General features: G+C 38.8%; 15 protein-coding genes. 13 read left to right on the top strand and 2 right to left on the bottom strand.

The window, feature by feature from the left end; translation table 11 throughout:
- From AC3WTB_RS03805 to AC3WTB_RS03765, 9 genes are all read left to right on the top strand, one after another.
- On the top strand, positions 1-5,217 hold the full coding sequence (locus AC3WTB_RS03805; RefSeq protein ID WP_492333336.1) for a phage tail protein: 5,217 nt from the start codon (positions 1-3) through the stop codon (positions 5,215-5,217).
- Positions 5,214-5,981, top strand: coding sequence for a distal tail protein Dit (locus AC3WTB_RS03800; protein ID WP_492333335.1), 768 nt, complete (start codon positions 5,214-5,216; stop codon positions 5,979-5,981). The genes AC3WTB_RS03805 and AC3WTB_RS03800 overlap by 4 nt, the downstream gene beginning before the upstream one ends.
- 15 nt (positions 5,982-5,996) lie before the next feature.
- On the top strand, positions 5,997-9,287 hold the full coding sequence (locus tag AC3WTB_RS03795) for a phage tail spike protein (RefSeq protein WP_492333334.1): 3,291 nt from the start codon (positions 5,997-5,999) through the stop codon (positions 9,285-9,287).
- A 15-nt stretch (positions 9,288-9,302) separates the two neighbouring features.
- Entirely contained in the window at positions 9,303-9,716 is a 414-nt protein-coding gene (locus tag AC3WTB_RS03790) for a hypothetical protein (RefSeq protein WP_492333333.1), read from the top strand.
- Positions 9,717-9,817: 101 nt separating this feature from the next.
- Entirely contained in the window at positions 9,818-10,027 is a 210-nt protein-coding gene (locus AC3WTB_RS03785) for a hypothetical protein (protein WP_492333332.1), read from the top strand.
- A 66-nt stretch (positions 10,028-10,093) separates the two neighbouring features.
- Entirely contained in the window at positions 10,094-10,372 is a 279-nt protein-coding gene (locus tag AC3WTB_RS03780) for a hemolysin XhlA family protein (protein WP_080701224.1), read from the top strand.
- A gap of 20 nt (positions 10,373-10,392) precedes the next feature.
- A complete protein-coding gene (locus AC3WTB_RS03775; protein WP_411244665.1) occupies positions 10,393-10,656 on the top strand; it encodes a phage holin in 264 nt (87 codons plus the stop codon).
- A 54-nt stretch (positions 10,657-10,710) separates the two neighbouring features.
- Positions 10,711-11,511 carry a peptidoglycan recognition protein family protein gene (locus tag AC3WTB_RS03770; RefSeq protein WP_492333331.1) on the top strand — a complete coding sequence of 267 codons (801 nt, stop codon included), beginning with the start codon at positions 10,711-10,713 and terminating at the stop codon, positions 11,509-11,511.
- 137 nt (positions 11,512-11,648) lie between these two features.
- Complete coding sequence (locus AC3WTB_RS03765; RefSeq protein WP_210552111.1) at positions 11,649-12,404, top strand: DUF3800 domain-containing protein; 756 nt, start codon at positions 11,649-11,651, stop codon at positions 12,402-12,404.
- A 287-nt stretch (positions 12,405-12,691) separates the two neighbouring features.
- On the opposite strand, the gene AC3WTB_RS03760 is transcribed toward AC3WTB_RS03765, so the two are convergent.
- Both AC3WTB_RS03760 and AC3WTB_RS03755 read right to left on the bottom strand, forming a co-directional pair.
- Positions 12,692-13,012 (bottom strand): hypothetical protein, encoded by a 321-nt coding sequence (locus AC3WTB_RS03760; RefSeq protein WP_492333330.1) that lies wholly within the window; start codon positions 13,010-13,012, stop codon positions 12,692-12,694.
- 82 nt (positions 13,013-13,094) lie between these two features.
- Positions 13,095-13,430 carry a YolD-like family protein gene (locus AC3WTB_RS03755; RefSeq protein WP_492333329.1) on the bottom strand — a complete coding sequence of 112 codons (336 nt, stop codon included), beginning with the start codon at positions 13,428-13,430 and terminating at the stop codon, positions 13,095-13,097.
- A 481-nt stretch (positions 13,431-13,911) separates the two neighbouring features.
- On the opposite strand from AC3WTB_RS03755, the gene mecA reads away from it, so the two are divergent.
- From mecA to pepF, 4 genes are all read left to right on the top strand, one after another.
- Positions 13,912-14,577, top strand: a complete 666-nt coding sequence (gene mecA, locus AC3WTB_RS03750; RefSeq protein ID WP_492333328.1) for an adaptor protein MecA — start codon at positions 13,912-13,914, stop codon at positions 14,575-14,577.
- Positions 14,578-14,663: 86 nt separating this feature from the next.
- Entirely contained in the window at positions 14,664-16,184 is a 1,521-nt protein-coding gene (gene cls, locus AC3WTB_RS03745; protein WP_064498302.1) for a cardiolipin synthase, read from the top strand.
- Positions 16,185-16,345: 161 nt separating this feature from the next.
- A complete protein-coding gene (locus AC3WTB_RS03740; protein WP_492333327.1) occupies positions 16,346-17,506 on the top strand; it encodes a competence protein CoiA in 1,161 nt (386 codons plus the stop codon).
- A gap of 214 nt (positions 17,507-17,720) precedes the next feature.
- Positions 17,721-19,547, top strand: coding sequence for an oligoendopeptidase F (gene pepF, locus AC3WTB_RS03735; protein ID WP_282960901.1), 1,827 nt, complete (start codon positions 17,721-17,723; stop codon positions 19,545-19,547).
- The last annotated feature ends 38 nt before the right edge of the window (positions 19,548-19,585 follow it).

Below are 19,585 nucleotides of genomic sequence, written 5' to 3'. Positions count from 1 at the left end.
TTGATCGAAAAATTAACGGCGGTTGTCGAGGCGCAAACACGTAAATTCAAAAAGCAAATGGACAAAGTGAATGATATGATGCGTCGGATGCGTGATCATCATACGGTTGAAGTAGATGCTGAAATTGCTGACTTCCAAAGGCGTGTAAGGGAAGCTGAACAGCAAATGGATAGTTTCTTACGCCGACACGAACGCAACCGGGTTGACCTAGACGCAGATGCAGATCCTTTAATAAGGGCGGTTCGTATTGCCCGTCAAAAATTGCGAGAAATACCGCAACGGATCAATACTTACTTTACGGGTGATAACAATCCATTAACCAGTTCAATAGCTCGTGCTAAAGCGGGGCTGAGGTCTATCGCTCAACGAGTGACGACCGTCATTGCCGGAAATCCTACTCCTTTAGGACGTGCTGTTATCGTAGCTCGAACGGCATTATCTACTATTTCTCAAAGGGTAACGTCAATCATTGCAGGGAATGCAAGCCCGCTAGTTTCAACGGTTGCTGTTGCTCGTACCGCTCTTTCTTCGATAGCGCAGAGAGTGACGACAATGATTGCTGGAAACGCAAGTAACTTAAATTCATCTGTCGCCGCTGCTCGTGCTGCATTAGCAAGCATTCCGAACAGAGTTACAACAATTATAAATGCAAGTTCTGCGGCTTTGATTCGATCTGTAGCGATTGCAAGGGCGGCTTTAGCAAGTCTTCCTAATACTGTTGTTATTAAAATAAAGGATGTATGGAAGGGTTTTGAGGAACGGCTAGATAAATTCGAGAATGCCATGAACAGGCTTTCAAAGATCACAAATTCAATCTCAAATGTCATGGGGAATGCTTTGCGTGGTGGATTGCTTGCTTTACTACCTGCTATCGCTCCTGCTTTATCTGGTGCTGTGGGGGTAATTGGGGCAATTGGTCCAATGATTGGATCGGCTACGAGTGGATTAATGGGGCTTGTCAGCGCTTTTTCTACTGCTGGTACTGGCGCAGTGGCTTTTGGTGCATTGGCTGTTACGTCAATCGGTAGTGTTATCAAAACAGGTCAAGACTTAGACAAGCTACAAGCGAAACTCGATGATGCTACAAACGCAAAAGAACGCGCTAAAATCATGGAGAAAATCAAAGTTTTGCAAGAGTCTCTAGGGAAAGAGGAGAAGAAAGCCCTTGCTACTTTAGAAGATTTTAAAGATAACTGGCAGGACATTGCGAAGATCACGCAAAAACCCATCTTGAAATCGTTCACTAACTCACTTACAACGTTTAAAGCAGTTCTGAATAGTCTTAGACCTATGTTTGTTAACGTGGCAAATGGAGCGGTTACATTAACGAAAAACCTTGATAATGCATTCAAAGCAAAAGATATGCAAAACTTTATCAAATGGATGAACAACAACGCTGGTAAAGCATTTGTTACATTCGGAAATATCGCGGGAAATGTCTTGAGAACAGTCATGAACCTAATTGTAGCTTTTGGTCCTCTAGGAAATGATATGGGTGCAAGCATGGAAAAAGCTACAGCTTCATGGGCTAAATGGGCGGCAGGTCTAAGCTCATCACAACGATTCCAAGACTTCATTGCATACACTCGTGAAAACGGTCCGAAGCTCTTACAAGTGATTACAAACTTTTCTGGTGCATTACGCCGTTTATTTGCTGCGTTTGGTCCAATGTCAGCTGATATGCTTACATCTTTGGTTGATATGACTGCTAGATTCAGAGAATGGGCCGGAACGGTTCAACACACAGAAGGATTTAAGAACTTCATCGCCTATATTGAAAAAACAGGCCCAACAGTGTGGAGCACACTTGGTCAAATTTCTCGGACTATTATAAATCTACTTGTTGGAATGGCACCATTAGGGAAAACGATTTTAGAAACTGTAAACAGCTTCTTGAAATTTTCTAATGCTGCAATGGAAGCAAATCCGGCAATTGGACAATTTATCGCAACTGGTTTATCTCTTATTGGTGTCGTTAGAGCGATTGTTCCGGCAATGGTAGCTGTCAGTTCATTAACTAACGGATTTAAAGATTTTAAAGCAGCGGCATTGTATATAAGAAACTTTAAAGAAACAGCAGCCGGAGTTAAATTAATTAGTTTAGTGGGCCAGTTGAAATTAGGGATCATATGGATTTCTAAATTCATAGCAAAGTATGCAGTTATGACGGCTCAAGCTATAGCAAACAGCGCAAAAATGGCGGTTTCTTGGACAGCAATGAAAATTTCGGCGTTTGTCACTGCTCTAAAGAACGGAATCGTTCAAATGTCTCTATGGATAAGAAACATGGCTGTTATGGCTGCTCAGTCAATTGTTCAAGCGACAAGAACAGCAACGGCATGGACGATCATGAACATAAATTCATTTATCATGATGTTGCAAAACGGCATTAGACAAATGATTCTATGGGTCACACAAATGGCGTTGATGGCTACACAATCCATTGCGAATGCCACAAGAATGGCAGCGGCGTGGACAGCAACGAAGATGAGTTCATTCATTCTTATGTTACAAAATGGAATAAAACAAATGGCTTTATTCATTGCACGAATGGCTGTTATGGCCGCTCAAGCGATGGCGAATGCAGTGCGTATGGCCGCAGCTTGGGTTGTTGCGATGGGTCCTATTGGTTGGATCACAGCAGCAGTCATTGGGATTGTTGCTTTAATTATTGCCAATTGGGATAAAGTCAAAGCCTTTACAATCAAAGCATGGGGAGCTATTTCTGAGTTCCTAAAAGGATTATGGGAAGGAATAAAAAAAGCGGCTGTGTTTGTGTGGGATTTCCTGAAAACTTACTATACAACGATGTTCAAAATATACAAAACAATCTTCACAACGGTTTGGAATGCCATTTCTAAAGTGGTTAAAGCTGTGTGGAATGGATTGAAGAAAGCCGCAATGACCATATGGAACGGGATAAAAGCGTATTTTACGACATTATTTAAGATTTATAAAACTATCTTCACGACAGCTTGGAACACTATCAAGAAGATTGTTACAACAGTTTGGAACGCTTTAAAAAATACTGCATCTAAAGTTTGGAATGGGATTAAATCATTCTTTAGCAGCGTTTTGTCTGGAATTAAGAACTTCTTCGTGAACAACTGGAACAAAATCAAAAGTACGACAACGACTGTTTTCAACACAGTAAAGACTTTTATCGGGAGTGTGTGGAATAAGATCAAATCGACAGTCGCAAATGTTGTCGGCGGTATATGGAAGGCTGTTTCAGGCAAGTTCAACGATATAAAAAATACTGTTGGAACCAAGATGAATGACGTAAGAAGTAAGATTAAAAGCATTTGGGATAAAGTGATGTCTTTCTTCAAAGGAATTAACCTTTACAACATCGGAAAGAACATCATTCAAGGTTTAATTCGCGGTGTTGGCGGGATGGCATCGAGCTTATACAAAAAAGCATCTGATATTGTGGGTAACGTCAAAAACACCTTTACCAAACTATTCAAGATACATTCCCCTTCACGGTGGATGCGTGATGAGATCGGTTATAACTTGGGTGCTGGTATGGCTGTAGGTCTTGATAGATCAACAAATACTGTGGTTTCTTCTGCTAAAAAGACAACACAAGCAGCGCAGAGAGCTTCGCAGGCTGAAATGAAAAAAGCGCAAAAGCAAGCGCAAAAACAAGCGGCAGCATTGAAGAAAAAACAAGCTGCTGCGGCACGTAAAGCGAATGCGAGAAGAAAAACAGGCATTGATAACAAGATTAGAGCTGTAGAAACCAAGTTTGACACAGGTAAGATCAGCTCAAAGACATACATCAAACAATTAAACGCGATTAAAAAGAAAAACAAGCTAACATCCACGCAAAATGCAAAGATTCAGCGGGAAATTTACAATGCGCAAAAGAAAACACAGAGTCAACAGAAGAAGAAGGCACTTGAGGCGCAGCGCAAAAAGGCAAAAGCGCAGCTGGCTTATCAAAAGAAAGTGTCTCAAAAAATTGCTAATGCAGAAGTTAAATATGACACCAAGAAAATAAGCGGTCAGACATACATCAAGCAGCTTGAAAAGATTAAAAAGAAGGAAAAACTGACAGCTGACCAGCGTAATAAAATTCAACGGGAAATCTATGCAACACAGAATAATCTAACTAGAGAAGCGCTGAAGAAGAAAGCAGATGAGAGAAAAGCAGCTGATAAGCTGAATAAAGGTCTTCTATCTGCAAACAACAGCTATTTGTCCAAGTTTAAGAGCATTAACGACAAGCTAACCAGCGACATCAAGAAAGCTAATGAAGAGTATAAGAACGCTCTTAAAGATCGTACTGATTCCATTTACAATGCAATGGGATTGTTTGATAGTGTCACCACAGAAAAAGTCAGTGGTTCCAAGCTGTTAAATAACCTGCAAGCGCAAATTGATAGAATGAAAGGTTTCCAGTCTGACCTATCAAAACTAACAGGCAGCGCACCAAAAGAATTTGTTGATGAATTAAGACAAATGGGCGTGGGATCAGCTGATCAAATAAAAGCGATTGCTTCCATGTCTGCTCCAGAGCTAGATAAATATATCTCACTATGGAAACAAAAACACAGCATGGCAAGCGAACAAGCGACCAAAGAGCTTGCGGATCTTAAGAACGCAACAACTAAAAAGATCACTGAATTGAGAAATGCGGCAAACTCAGAGCTGAACAAACTGAAAAATGATTACATGAATAAAATTGCTGAATTGACTGTCAATGTTAAGCAGCTTGGATCGCTTAAAAAGAGCGGGAAAGCGATTGGATATAACACGATGTCAGGCATTATATCCGGCATGAAAGGAATGAAAGGCGAGCTTGCGAAGGAAGCCAACAATATTGCTTCCACAATTGAAAAAACGATCAAGAAGAAGCTGAAAATTCATTCGCCTTCACGTTTAATGCGTGATCAAGTGGGTGTCATGGTGCCAGCGGGTATTGCTGTGGGGATTCAGCAAGGCGTGGGTACTGTGAGTAAAGCAATGAATGCTGTTACTGACGCTATGTATATCAAACAAGAAGATTTAAACATTGCTTACGATGCTTCTATTACAAACAGTAAAATAGGAGCGGTTAAACACGAGTTAAGCGCAGAGCTGCAAAACATTGAATTGCCCGAGCAAATGATTGTTATTGAAATGGACGGCAAAAAGGTTGGTCAAGGTGTTGCGAAGCCGGTTGAGAATGAGCAAAAACGAGCTAACGCAAGGAGGACGAGGATCACATGATCAATTATCAACAACTTGTCCCCAATGAATGGAAGATTACTTTTAACGGAACCGACATATCACAATATTTTTACCTTAAAGAGACACCAAGCGGCAGGGGTGTTGTAGGTCGAGAAGTGAAAATTGACACGATAGGGAACCGCGCAGGCGGTTTTCTTCGTGGTACTAGGTTACCCGTTAGAGTGATAACCCTAGAAGTGCTATTCGCATTCAGTAGTGAAAGTGAATTGAAGAAAAAACAAGAGGAATTGAACTATATTCTGCATACGGATGATGAAAAGCCGCTTGTTTTTTTCGATGAACCAGACAGGACATATAACGCCATATTTGAGAGTTTGACAGAAGGCGAGACAAAAGGAGGCTTACAGCATGCCACACTAACTTTTCTTTGTTCAGATCCTAAGAAATATGGAGCTGCGGCAGCGTATGAATTAGGGAAAGGAGTTCAAACATTCACAAACCCTAGTCTAGCGTCGATCGAACCGCAAATTGAATGCATTTTTACAGCAGCAGCCACTTCATATGAGGTGGCTCTTTTACATTCAGATGAGAGTGTCAACAAAGTCATAAAGATCGTACACAACTTTATTGAAGGAGATACGTTGATCATAGATATTGCAAAGCGAAAGGTCATGAATAATGGAAAAGCAATCATGAATGGATTGCAAATTCAATCCGAATTTTTTAGTTTTCCTGCTCAAAAACCAGTCAAATTAAAATTCAGTCACAAAAGCAGTATCAAATTTAAAGAAGCCTATCTATAGAAGGGGGTCCGTCATATGGCTGAGATATTCATTTTATCGCCAGAAGATGAACTTTTGGCTGTTCTGTCCAGTGACGGACAGGACTCATGTAATTTTTGGGATGCTAAATACAAAGAAGAACTCAACTTGGGTTCTTCTTTTTCTTTTATTGCGGATGCTTCCCATCATGACGCACGTTATCTATTTGAAGAGAATCAAGTCGTGTTCCGAGATAAGGACAGTGAATTGCGGGCGTTTGTTATAAAAGAGCTTGATGATACGGATGATGGTTCCGAGATTAATACGCTTGTAACCTGTGAGGCTGCAATGATGGAACTAGCGGAAACAATCATCAAAGAAAAGCGGCCAAAAGACAGAACTGCACAAGAAGTCCTTGATCAAGTATTCGAGCGCACTCGCTGGACCGCAGAAGTGACCGCCGAGCTAGGACTAAACTCGACATCATTCTATAAAATGACTGCTCTTGAATGTTTAAGCGATGTCTTGAACAAATGGGGCGGCGAATTCAAAGACGTTGTGGAGTTTGACGGGAATACCATCACCAAACGAACAATCAAGGTCTTGTCGCGCAGAGGAAAAGACAGCGGCAAGCGTTTTGAAATTGATAAGGACACTGAAAGTATCAGACGTACCGTGATCAGCTATCCTAAAACAGCTTTGTATGGTTATGGTGCTTCATTACAAACAACTGATGAAGACGGAGAGGAGACAGGTGGTTATTCTCGTTTCATCGACTTCGCAGATGTTGAGTGGAAAAAATCAAATGGTGATCCAGTAGACAAACCAAAGGGACAAGAGTGGGTAGGTGATCCTGCTCTATTACAAAAATACGGCCGCTTGAAAAATGGGGAATTAATTCATAGAGAAGATATTTTCAGCGATGAAGATATTGAAGATCCCGAAGAATTGTTGAAAGCAACTTACAATCATTTACTCACTGTGGCATCAAAAACAGAGGTCAATTATGAGCTATCAGTGAAGCTGCTTGAAGGTGTTGAGGGGTATGAGCACGAGCATGTCGATCTTGGAGATACAACCATTGCTATAGATCGCTTTTTCGCAATACCGATCGAAACTTCACAGCGAATTATAACGATGGAATACGACATCACCGATCCTGAAAATACGTGTGTCGTTGAGATAGGACAGTTCTTGTCAGTCTTACAGGGTGATGACCGAGTAAAGCAGTTGCAAAAGATAATTGATAGTAATCGTGGTACATGGGAAAGAAAACCGGAAGCGGGCAACGTGACGGATGGCAGTTTTCCGAATACAAAGCCACCCCGTCCATCAAATATCAAAGCAGAAGGTTTGTTCAAAACGGTATCTCTTACTTGGGATTACAACCCTAGTTCATACATTGCAGCATACGAAGTGTATGCATCACAAAATAAAGGATTTACGCCAACAGCAGCACAGCTTATTTTCAGAGGTAAAACAGGAGGCTGGCACCACCAAGACGGCGTAGATGTTGATCAAGTATGGTATTACCGTTTCAGAACAATTAACACGCATGGAACGGCCAGTGATTGGTCGAGTGAGTATGAGGCAAAGACTGTAAGAGTTCTTAATAATGACATTATGTTTGGTGCTGTCACAGCAGATAAACTGGCAGCTCTATCAGTGACAGCAGACAAACTGTATACGGATATTTCAAACTCGAATATCTTACCGGGTTCATTATTAAGGTCTAGTGATCTAGCTGGACTTAATTCTGCTGAATTAACTGTAAATGAACTGGATTACAATGAAGTTACTGTTACAAAAAAACTTACAGATAATATACTTTTTGGAATTTCAACATCCCCACGTAAATCGTTAAAACTTGTAAATGGAGAAACTTATACTTTTTCAATAGAAGTTAAACGAGGCAATTTGAAGAATTTCAATTACTTGAATTTCCGTTATTACGTTACACCCAGCAATCTTAAGAGACAAACCGTTGAAACTTCTTTTGGCGATATTTCTAGCTTGCCATCAGATGAGTTTGTACGATTGAACTGTACTTTTACTTACACTGGCGATACTGCAAGTAACTATTATTTGCTATTCGGCGCATATACAGAGAACGCTTCAGATGAAGGCTCATTTGTCTTTAGAAATCTCCAGTTAAGAATGGGTGAAACTATTAAAGAATGGTCTGCCAGTCCTTATGATGTAATGCTCACAGAAAAATCTGTGACAGCACTTCATGTGAATGATGCTGCGATTGGAACGGCAGCCATTCAAAACGCTGCTATCCAAAAAGCACATTTAGGCACAGCGATAATTGACACAGTGCATATAACAGATGGAGCCATCACAAATGCTAAAATAGCCAATTTATCTGCGGACAAAATTAATGCTGGCACGATTAAAGGAATCACGATTGAAGGCTCGCTTATAAAAGGTGCGAGGATAGAACCTGTTTCTCAAAATTCGAGATATAAATCCTATATAACGGCAGATGAGATCTATCAAGAGTATTTTGATGGAAACACAAATGTATTAACGATTAAAGATGGTGTATTTAAACAGTTTTATAAAGATGATAATTCAAAAGTTGTCGTTGGAGGAACCACAATTGATAAAGGTTTTATAACTCTTGAAGGTGGTACGGGAACAGTAGTTACAAATGGTGATATTTATAGAACTCATATTTATTCTGATTGGATAGAAGGATCTGTACTGAAAATGACTTCGGGCAACAGAAATGGTGAAACCGAAATCTTTTCTTTGAAAACTGAGGATAGGGAAGTTCAAATGTCCTCTAAATATGAAACTATAATGAAAAATTTAGGTGCCAAAATAGAGGTGAAAGGTAACGGATCATACATTGAATCTTTTAATGATCTTAGCTCAGAAGGCAATTTTTTAACCGATATAAACAACGGTTATTTTGCTGTACGTGCTTATAAGGGCTTTCTTATACACACAGTTGATGGATTCGGAGATCTAAGAGCTCATACCATAAAGATGTACAGCGGAAATCAAACAAATACCCTGCTGAGAGCAGCTGGTGTTTGGCATGAGCGGTATATGAATTCACTACAAACAAACTGTCAAATAATTTTTGATAACGTTACCGTCAGAATGTCTGGCAATTCGGGGAGATATGATTACAATTTTGGAGCAACTCTAAGTATCGAAAATGTTTTTAATGTCTTTTTGCAGGTGGAAGGTTCCAACTCAAGTGCTGTCGTAGCAGCATTTGAAAATAAAACTACTTCCGGTTTCAGAATCTATATTAGAAATGCTGCTGGGATAGCTAATGCCAATGACCGGGATTACACTGTTAACATTATGATGATTACTGAAGCAGTGTAGATAGGGGGATTCACTTTGATTGAAATTAGAGAGGATGAGAGATTCAATCCTTTTTTTCGCTCACTTAAAGCAAAAGAAACAGATCAAGGAATCGAATTAAGCGCTGGCACCATTCATCACATGTACGAGGGAGAATTAGTTACTGGTGATCTTCCAGCAGCTTTGATAAAGCTTGATGCGGATGAAGAAAGAAAATATCCAGTGCTGTATGACCTTTATATAACAATGGATGAGGAAAAGAAACATACTTATCATTTGGACAAAAGTTACATGTCACCTGATCAAATGCCATGTTATGCCGGGTCTGACTATCTCGTTTTAACTCTATTAAGTATCAGAGTAGATGTTAAAGGTGAAAGAGAGGGTTATATAAATGCTTTTACAGAAAGGGTGATTGAAGATGAAGGAACTGATACCCAACGTAATTAGAGGTGCCACTCCTACAAAATCACTGGAAGAAAGATTGAAAGAAGCCGAAAAAACACTTCAAGAGATTAAAGAAGAAATAAAGGTACAGGAGGAAATAATACATGGATAATGAAATGACAAAAGAACAGCTGCAAACAGAGCTAAGGGCAACACAGTTAAAAGTAATCAGTCTAAGCGAGCTGCTTAATGAAGCAAACAATAAATTTGCAGAGGTCAGGGCGACATATACGATGTTGTCAGATGAACATAAGAAGCTTAAAGAAGCTTTATTAAATCAACAAGGGAATGACACAAACGCAAACGCTGAATAGGCGTTTTTATTTTGCCTTCTTTAAGGGGGTGAGGTAACTTGATTTAGGAATGGGGGGGGCTTACTGATGTCAGGAATGACGGAGGTTAACGATGTGAACATAATTCAAAAAGATGTATCGGAATTAAAGACCAGTCAAAAAGCTTTGGAGCAGCGTGTTTCTGTACTTGAAAGAGGGTATGACCGACACGATCAGCAAATTATAAGTCTTGATCAGAAGCTAAACAAGATTGAAGAAAACACGACATGGATTAAAAGGACAATCACAGGTGCAATGATAACAGCTGTTATTACGGGTGTAATTGGTGGTGTGATTGCACTTGCATTCACATTCTTACAAAAATAAATGAAATGGGGAAATGAATTATGAAGAATTTAGACAAAGGCACTGTGATTCGCACGGTGCTTCTTTTAGTTGCTTTGATCAATCAGTTCTTAGTTATGTTCGGTAAAACGCCTTTACCATTGGATGAAGAGTCCGTAAACAATTTAGCGAACGTTTTATATGTTGCTGGCTCCACAATCTTTACAACGATTATGACGCTCATCACATGGTTTAAAAACAACTATGTGACATCAAAAGGACAAAAGCAGAAGGAAATATTAAAACAAAAAGGATTAACAAAATAGAGCTGCCTTCGGGTGGCTTTTTCTATTTCAAATATATATAAAGGGGAAGATAACATGGTGAAAGTCATTCAAGACTTCATACCGAGAAGTAATAAGAACCGCCCATGCAACTATATGAAGCCTTTATACATTACTGTTCATAACACCGCAAATACATCCAAAGGCGCTAATGCAGCAAGTCACGCAGCATTTGTTAAACACTCATCTACAGGTGTAAGCTGGCACTATACGGTGGATGAAAATTGCATCTATCAACATTTACCGTTAAACGAAAACGGATGGCACGCAGGAGACGGTAGAGGCACGGGCAATATGAAGTCGATAGGCATTGAAATTTGTGAAAATGCAGACGGCAATTTTGAGAAGGCAGTCGAGAACGCTCAATGGTTAATTCGCCAATTGATGACGGATAAAGGCATTCCATTGTCAAACGTTGTGCCGCATAAGCATTGGAGCGGGAAAGAATGTCCCCGCAGGTTGCTTGATCGTTGGGACAGCTTCAAAGCCGGGATCGCCGTTGCTAACACAAGTAAAAAGCCGTCTGCTAAACCAACAAAAGCAGAACCATCCAAAACAGCAGCTTCCAAGCCTTCTAAAAAGTCATATGGCTTGCCAGCAGGTATTTTAAAAGTTACAAAGCCTCTTACAAAAGGCGTAGGCGTGAAAGCCGTACAACTAGCCCTAGCCGCTCTTTTCTTCTATCCTGATAAGGGCGCGAAAAACAACGGGATTGATGGCTATTATGGACCGAAAACAGCGGATGCAGTCAAGCGGTTCCAGTTGATGCATGGACTTGCTGCTGACGGTATTTATGGACCAAAAACAAAGAAAGCGATTGAAAAAGCATTGAAATAAATATAAAGCCTTCTCTTTTTTTTAAAATTGAGGAGGCTATCCTCTTTACTATTAACAAATTGCAAAAGGGTATTCTTGTAATATTTCTGAAAATATAATACTATGAAAAATAAGAAAACTTTTACAGGGTGATTAAATTGTTCTACATAGATGAATCAGGTAGCATTCCAAAATTCTATCCCAAAAAATATAAAAATCGTTTTTTTGTTATAGCTTTTGTTCATACTGACAATCCTAAAAAATTAAAAAATACATATAAGAGAGCAATTAGTCGATTGAGAAAAGATTTTCCTGACTTTTTCAATAGTCTGCCTAATCCGAAAGAACTTAAAGGGTCGGAGACACCACCTTTCATGAAGTTATTTATATTTCAAAAATTGTTTAAATCAACGGATATCAGGATCGGCCATATGGTTGTTTTTAATCAAAAAATTGACCAGCGTTTTAGAGAAAATCCGGCGCGTTCATTTAATTATTTAGTTTCAATAATTATGAAAAATTTCCCATTGAGTGATGAAGACCGAAAGTTATTAAATTTGCAAATCGACAATAGGAATGCAGCCTTACCATCTTTGAAAGAACTTGAAGGTTATCTTTTCCCAGACTTAGTTCTAGAAAAGCAGATTACGAAAAAAGTTAATGTGGATTACTTATTATCAGATCAATCAATTAATATACAAGTGGCTGATATGGTTGCCAATACAATTTATCAATATTACCGATCCATTGGTTGTTCTTTCCCTCAATTTGATCAAGTGAATGAAAATACTAATCAAGTTTATTTTGAAGGATGTAATTATCTATACGAATTTTTAGAACAAAGGATATGTACACCTTACGTTTTTCCTCCATATGAAAATGCTTTCGAGGAAGTTGCTTCTTCTAAAGAATAAAGTGTTGACATACATTATACTAACATGTTATATTATATGAACAATAACAAGTGAGTCCAAGAAACACGCGACTAATTCAACGTAAGCTGCCTGTGTGGTAGCCGTGTTATGGCAAGTTATTGTGCTTAAAAAAGCCATTATTAAGGAATGCTGTATCCTTAATAATGGCTTTTTTTATTTGCCCTAAAGTACATACTTTATTACTAATACCCTTTTGAATATGGAAATTACTGTATATTTTAAGTTATGCTTAATCTGTATTTAAAGGGAATTTTATTCGTTGAAAATTAAGCTAAAGCAGCTAACGCTTCGACGACATCTAGCAGACTTACCGAAATACTCCCTCCAGGGGTCTGAATAGTATAACTTAACTTATCAGGATCAGGATTTTTCACATCAAAATCCCCCTCTACATCTGTTGTCAAACTATATATCACTATTCTTCTTCCTAAGATTTTTTGTGTATGGCGATGAACAATTTTAACACGGAATTGAACTTTTGTACCCTCGATAACTAATCTTTCAACATCTGCGTGCCCTTCGTTACCATGTGCAGTGCTGTCAAAAAAACGATCTAAAGCCTCTCTTACTACTGTTTCTGTTAACATTACTTTTCCTCCTTGTAATAATATACAATGTTATTTGTTTGTCAAAATCAAAAGAATATGTATAGAAAAAACACCCTGTTTATCAGAGTGTTTTTACAAAGACAATATCTTTAAAATTGATCAAATTTGTATCAGTTTGACTGTCTTTTACATGAAACAGCTTCTTTACGTGATCGACATATACAACTCGTCCGGATACCTCTCGAACAAACCCATTGTCAAATAGCTCGAAATTCAGAGCCAAGTCTTCGCTCATAGCAGTCGCTATTGTAAACTCAAATTCTTCAATTTGTTCCGGGCTTAATGTTGGCCGCTCGATCTTATGTTTTGCAAGATGAAGTTGCCGTAATGCTTCGTTATGCTCGGGCAATATAAACTTCATCTTCCAGCGATTTTGATCTTTTTCCTCATTCCACATTTCATACACCTCATTAGAGATTATAACCGAATATTTGTTCGGTGTCTAAATGTGATGTATAATTAGAGTATACGGTTTTACCCGCGGAAACGGGGATTTAAAAAATTCGTATATTTCAATGATGAACTTCTTCTTATATTACTCACAATTGCGACTGTCTTGTGAAAGACAGTTCTTTTTTGTTATTTTGTTATCTTTTCTGAAAAAATAACACGAAAATAACAAAAGTTGCGTTCAAATGCGAAAATGCATGATTTATCTTGATGTTAAAAGATAATTCAATTTGTTGCTTCCTTAAGGAAAAGAAAGGTCTTAAAATTGCACGAAAACAATATATATCATAAAATAGAGAATACGAAGCAATACCTCAATTCTTTAAACGGTTAACATGTAGACGGAACGGGTAAAGTGTAGTAAAGTACTATTAATTGGGAGCTTGTATGTCCCTTCAACATCTTATATAGAAGGGAAGGTTGGCAAAATGGAAATCGAAAGAATAAATGAACATACAGTCAAATTTTATATTTCCTACGGTGATATTGAAGATCGCGGATTTGACCGTGAAGAGATTTGGTATAATCGTGAGCGCAGTGAAGAGCTGTTTTGGGAAGTAATGGACGAAGTGCACGAAGAAGAAGAATTTGCAGTAGAGGGACCGCTTTGGATTCAAGTACAGGCACTTGACAAAGGTCTTGAAATTGTCGTGACAAAAGCCCAACTTTCTAAAGATGGACAAAAGCTCGAATTGCCGATTCCAGAAAATAAAAAAGATCAAACAGATGAAGAAAGCTTAGACGCACTGCTTGATGATTTTCATAAAGAAGAGCAAGATCAAGAAGACCATAATGAGAAGGACAAAAAACTTCAACTTCAATTCGTGTTGAAAATGGATGATTTTGAAGATTTGATTGCACTTTCTCAATTAAATATGCAGGATTTTACCACAAGTTTATATTCGTTTGAAAACCGTTATTATCTATATGTTGACTTCCACGAGGATTTGTCAGATGAGCAAGTGGAGAATAAGCTCAGCATTTTGCTTGAATATGCTCATGAATCAGTTGTCAGCATCTACAGACTGAAAGAATACGGTCAGCTGATTATCGAAGGGAATGCCCTTGAAACGATTCAACAGCACTTCTCGTAACTAACAAAAAGTCGATTTCTATAGAGGAATCGGCTTTTTTATCTGAATGAATAGGTAAATAAAGAGATCGGCAAGGAGAAAATGAAATGAGAAATTTAGTCAAAGTTCTATTTTTTCTAATCATTACGATAGGTGCTTATTTAATCGTCCAATTGATTGCCGGTGATTTAGCGGTAAGTGTATTAAGTTCAGTCAGTGTTCTATTTACTTTATCGATTATTTTCATCGGATTTGTTATTTTCTTGGAGAACCGGAATCCGTCTCACACGATTACATGGCTTGTCCTGCTGGGCAGCTTTCCGTTATTCGGCTTTTTGTTCTACATTTTCTTTGGACGCAATATCAAAAAGCGCCGGCTGTTTGAAAAGAAAGCGGTATTGGATGAGCAGTTAATCCAGGAAGATGAACGTATTCATAGAGAAGCAATTGAAAAAATGACGCATATGGGTGATCATCAGCAGCTCTTATTTAAGCTGGCCCACAGACTTGGACATACTCCTATTACATATCGCACGTCCTCTAAAGTCTTAACCAATGGTGAAGAAACATTCTCTCATATTTTTGAAGAGATCAAAAAAGCAACACATCACATTCATTTAGAATATTACATTCTCCGCCACGATGACCTTGGCCAAGAATTAAAGGACATTCTAATTGAAAAAGCGAAAAATGGCGTGATTGTCCGCTTTTTATATGACGATGTAGGAAGCTTAAAGCTTTCTCGTCAATATATTGCTGACCTAGAAAAGGCTGGCGTTCAGATCGTTCCATTTTTACCAGTAAGGCTCCCCCTTTTAAATAATAAAATTAACTTCCGAAATCATAGGAAAATTGTTGTTATTGATGGAGAAGTGGGATTTGTCGGCGGGCTTAATATCGGAGACGAATACATGGGCAGAAGTAGACAATATGGATTCTGGCGTGATACACATCTGATGATTAAGGGCGAAGCTGTTCGTGACCTCCAGCAGATTTTCATGCAGGATTGGTATTATATGACGAATGAAAGATGCTCAGGTGTGGACTATTTCAAAGATTTCAGCCACATTGAGAGTACAACAGAAGGCGTACAAATGATTGCTGGCGGGCCTGACAAGCAGTGGGAGGTCATTAAAAATCTCTTTTTCTCTATGATCATCTCCGCTAAAAAGTCCATCTGGATCGCTTCACCGTATTTTGTCCCGGATGATGATATTTTGTCCGCATTGAAAATTGCCGCATTGAGCGGAGTAGATGTCCGGATTATTGCTCCAAAGAATCCAGATAAACGGATTGTGTTCCATGCGTCTCGTTCATACTTCCCAGAGCTTCTTGATGCAGGGGCGAAGGTGTATGAGTATGATCAAGGCTTTATGCATAGTAAATTTATTATTGTGGATAATGAACTGGCGTCAATTGGAACGGCAAACATGGATATGAGAAGCTTTCATTTGAACTTTGAAGTGAATGCCTTCCTCTATAAAACGAAAAGCACAGAGAAGCTTGTCAACGATTTCTTAGGTGATTTAGAGCAGTCACATGAAATTGTGTCAGAAGAGTTCGCAAAGAGACCTTTGAGGGTCAGACTGTTTGAATCAACTGCAAGATTATTATCACCACTTTTATAAAGATTGTATTTTCCCTCTTTTCTATAAGGGGGATTTTTTATTTTACGGAAATATGATCAGTAAAATCATTTTTTGACACGGTGAAAATTCATTTTCCCTTTTCGCTTTCTTATAGACGAACAAGCTATAATACGGGCATCAAAGAGCGAGGGGCGAACTGAATGAATACAGCAATGATGGATAACGGTAAGCTTATCCGAATTACACATCATCTATCGAAAAGCCGGCTGGAGCATGTAAGAACGACGTGCAAATTTTATTGTCCTGAATGTAGGGAAGAGGTGCAATTAAAGCTAGGGGAGCATCGTGTCTATCATTTTGCGCATAAACAGCTGACAGCATGTTCGTTAGCCTCAGGCGAGACGGCTTATCATCAGGCGGGAAAGGAAGCCATTATGAATTGGCTGAAGCGGCTTGGACATAAACCAGCGCTGGAAAAGTATATGTCAAAGGTTCATCAGCGTCCTGATGTGACCGTCTCTATAGGAAATGAAACCTATGCAATCGAATTTCAATGTGCTAATATTTCCCGGCAGGAGCTGCGCAGAAGAACAGCAGGTCTCCGTGAAGCAGGTCTCTTTCCAATATGGATGATAGGGGCAAATCGTTTGAAACGAAAATCTGCCCAGCTTTTTTCTTTCTCATCCATTCATTGGGGAATTTTAAGGGAATCAGAGAAAAGGCGGTTGATTTTTTTCTGCCCGCTTCAAAATAAGTTCATCCATCTTGATCAATTTCTCGTGTTTCAACCAACGAAAATATGTGCGGCAATTACTGTCAGACCACCTTCCGCATACAGCAAAATTCCTTCACTCCTATCTGCGAGCTCAAGCAAGTGTCAAGTAAACCAACAATGGCTTAAATGTATACAGCAATTTAGGCAGCGTCCTCCTCGCATTTTATCAAATGAAAGCAAACGTTTGAGAGATATTTTTTATGAGCATCATCAAACGGCATTCCCTTTTTTGCCGACTGCATTATTTATCCCGGTGCAAGAAGCGTATATCTTTACAAGTCCCGTATATGTTTGGCAAGGTTGCCTCTATGATTGGATGATGAGGAAAAAGGGAAGCAGGCGAGTAACGATTCAACAGCTCATGAAAGAAATCAACCGTTGTGTGCAGATGAAAGAAGTGAAACTCCGATATAGTGATGTGTCAAGAGAAGAAATAAAAGGGGTGGTCACTGCATATGTAAAGGCGCTTGTAAGACAAGGGTTTTTACATATGACGAAAGAGGGTAATTATGAAGTATCGTCGAATCAAATGCCAATACAAACACTTGATGAAGTGCTAAAACGAGATGCTTTCTTATTTCATTAGCATGTTTCATGACCACTTTGATCATGATAAGAAAAAGGTGGTGCTGCTATTGAATCGAAAGAAACGCTTTTTTCTCATTTTTTTAGTCTGTTTGGTATTTATTTCTGCATATGATTTGACAAATATAGTTCAAAACAAAGAAGATAAATACAACACCAATTTCTTTCACTTTCCGAAAGGTTGGTTCAACACAACTCATGCAAGGGGGATTCATATGACTTCACAAAACAAAAACAATCATCTACCAGACAGAAGCGAAGTAAAAGAAGAAAACAAATGGCGCCTTGAAGATATTTTTGAAAGCGTCGATGCATGGAACAAGGAATTCGAAGCGGTCAAAAAAGAAATTCCGAAGCTGGCACAATTTAAAGGCAAGCTGGCCCATTCTGCTGATGTCCTGTATGAAGCCCTAACCTTTCAGGATCAACTTTCTGAAAAGCTTGGCAAGCTTTATACATATGCGCACATGAAATACGATGAAGATACAACGAACTCATCCTTTCAGGCGTTAAATGATAAAGCCTCGAATCTATTTACACAGCTGTCTAGTACATCTGCTTATATTGTTCCAGAGATTTTATCAATTCAAGAAGATAAATTGCAGCAATTTATTCTGGAAAAAGAAGAATTAAAACTGTATTCTCATGCTCTCGAAGAAATTAATAAAGAGCGTCCACATATTTTAAGTGAGGAACAAGAAGCTTTATTAGCTGAGGCCTCTGAACCACTTTCATCTGCATCTACTACTTTTAGTATGTTTAACAACGCCGATATTTCGTTCCCTTCTGTAAAGGATGAGAATGGGGAGGAAAAGAAAATTACCCACGGCAACTTTATTACATTTTTAAATAGTGATGATCGTGAAGTGAGAAAGAATGCCTTTAAAGCTGTGTATAAAACGTATGATCAGTATAAGAACACACTTGCTTCTACACTAAGCGGTTCAATTAAAAAGGATAATTTTTATGCAAAAGTACGAAATTACAAATCGGCAAGAGAAGCAGCACTATCACGAAACAGCATCCCAGAAGAAGTGTATGACAATCTAATTGATACAGTTCATCAATATTTACCGTTGTTACACCGCTATATTGAATTACGCAAAAAGGTATTAAAGCTTGATGAAGTGCACAATTACGACTTGTATACACCACTTGTGAAAGATGCTGGCATGAAGCTCACCTACGATGAAGCAAAGGATTATATGCTGAAAGGGTTAGCGCCATTAGGAGAAGAATATGTGTCCGTGTTAAAAGAAGGACTCGAAAATCGCTGGGTAGACGTTTATGAGAATAAAGGGAAACGAAGCGGTGCTTATTCATCAGGAAGCTATGGTACAAATCCATATATCCTCATGAACTGGCAGAATAACATTGATAATTTGTTTACGCTGGCTCATGAATTTGGGCACTCTGTCCACAGCTACTACACGAGAAAACACCAGCCATATCCGTATGGAAACTATAGTATCTTTGTAGCTGAAGTGGCTTCCACTACAAATGAAGCGTTACTAGGCGAATACCTGCTTAATCATTTAGACGATAAAAAACAGCGCTTGTATGTATTAAACCACTTGTTAGAAGGATTTAGAGGAACAGTATTCAGACAAACGATGTTTGCTGAGTTTGAGCATCTTATTCATGTGAAAGCACAGGAAGGAGAGGCTTTAACGCCAGAATTTATGACGAACCTTTATTATGACCTGAACAAGAAGTATTTTGGTGACGGCATGGTGGTTGATAAGGAAATTGGATTAGAGTGGACGAGAATTCCTCATTTCTATTACAACTATTATGTGTATCAATATGCGACAGGCTATAGTGCGGCGCAGGCATTAAGCAAGCAAATCTTACAAGAAGGAAAACCAGCGGTAGAGCGCTATACAGATTTCCTTAAAGCAGGAAGCTCTGATTATCCAATCAATGTGCTGAAAAAAGCTGGTGTTGATATGGCTTCTAAAGAACCAATTGAAGCAGCATGCCAATTGTTTGAAGAAAAACTAAAAGAAATGGAAGAGCTCATCTCCAAAACAGGTGAGTAATGAAAAGACTTCTGTCAGACGTGTGAGTGCCAGCTCAT

The sequence above is a fragment of the Bacillus sp. EB106-04-04-XG123 genome (assembly GCF_058791855.1).
Note: the sequence above shows the minus strand (reverse complement) of the source record. Positions and strands in the feature narration are given on the sequence as shown.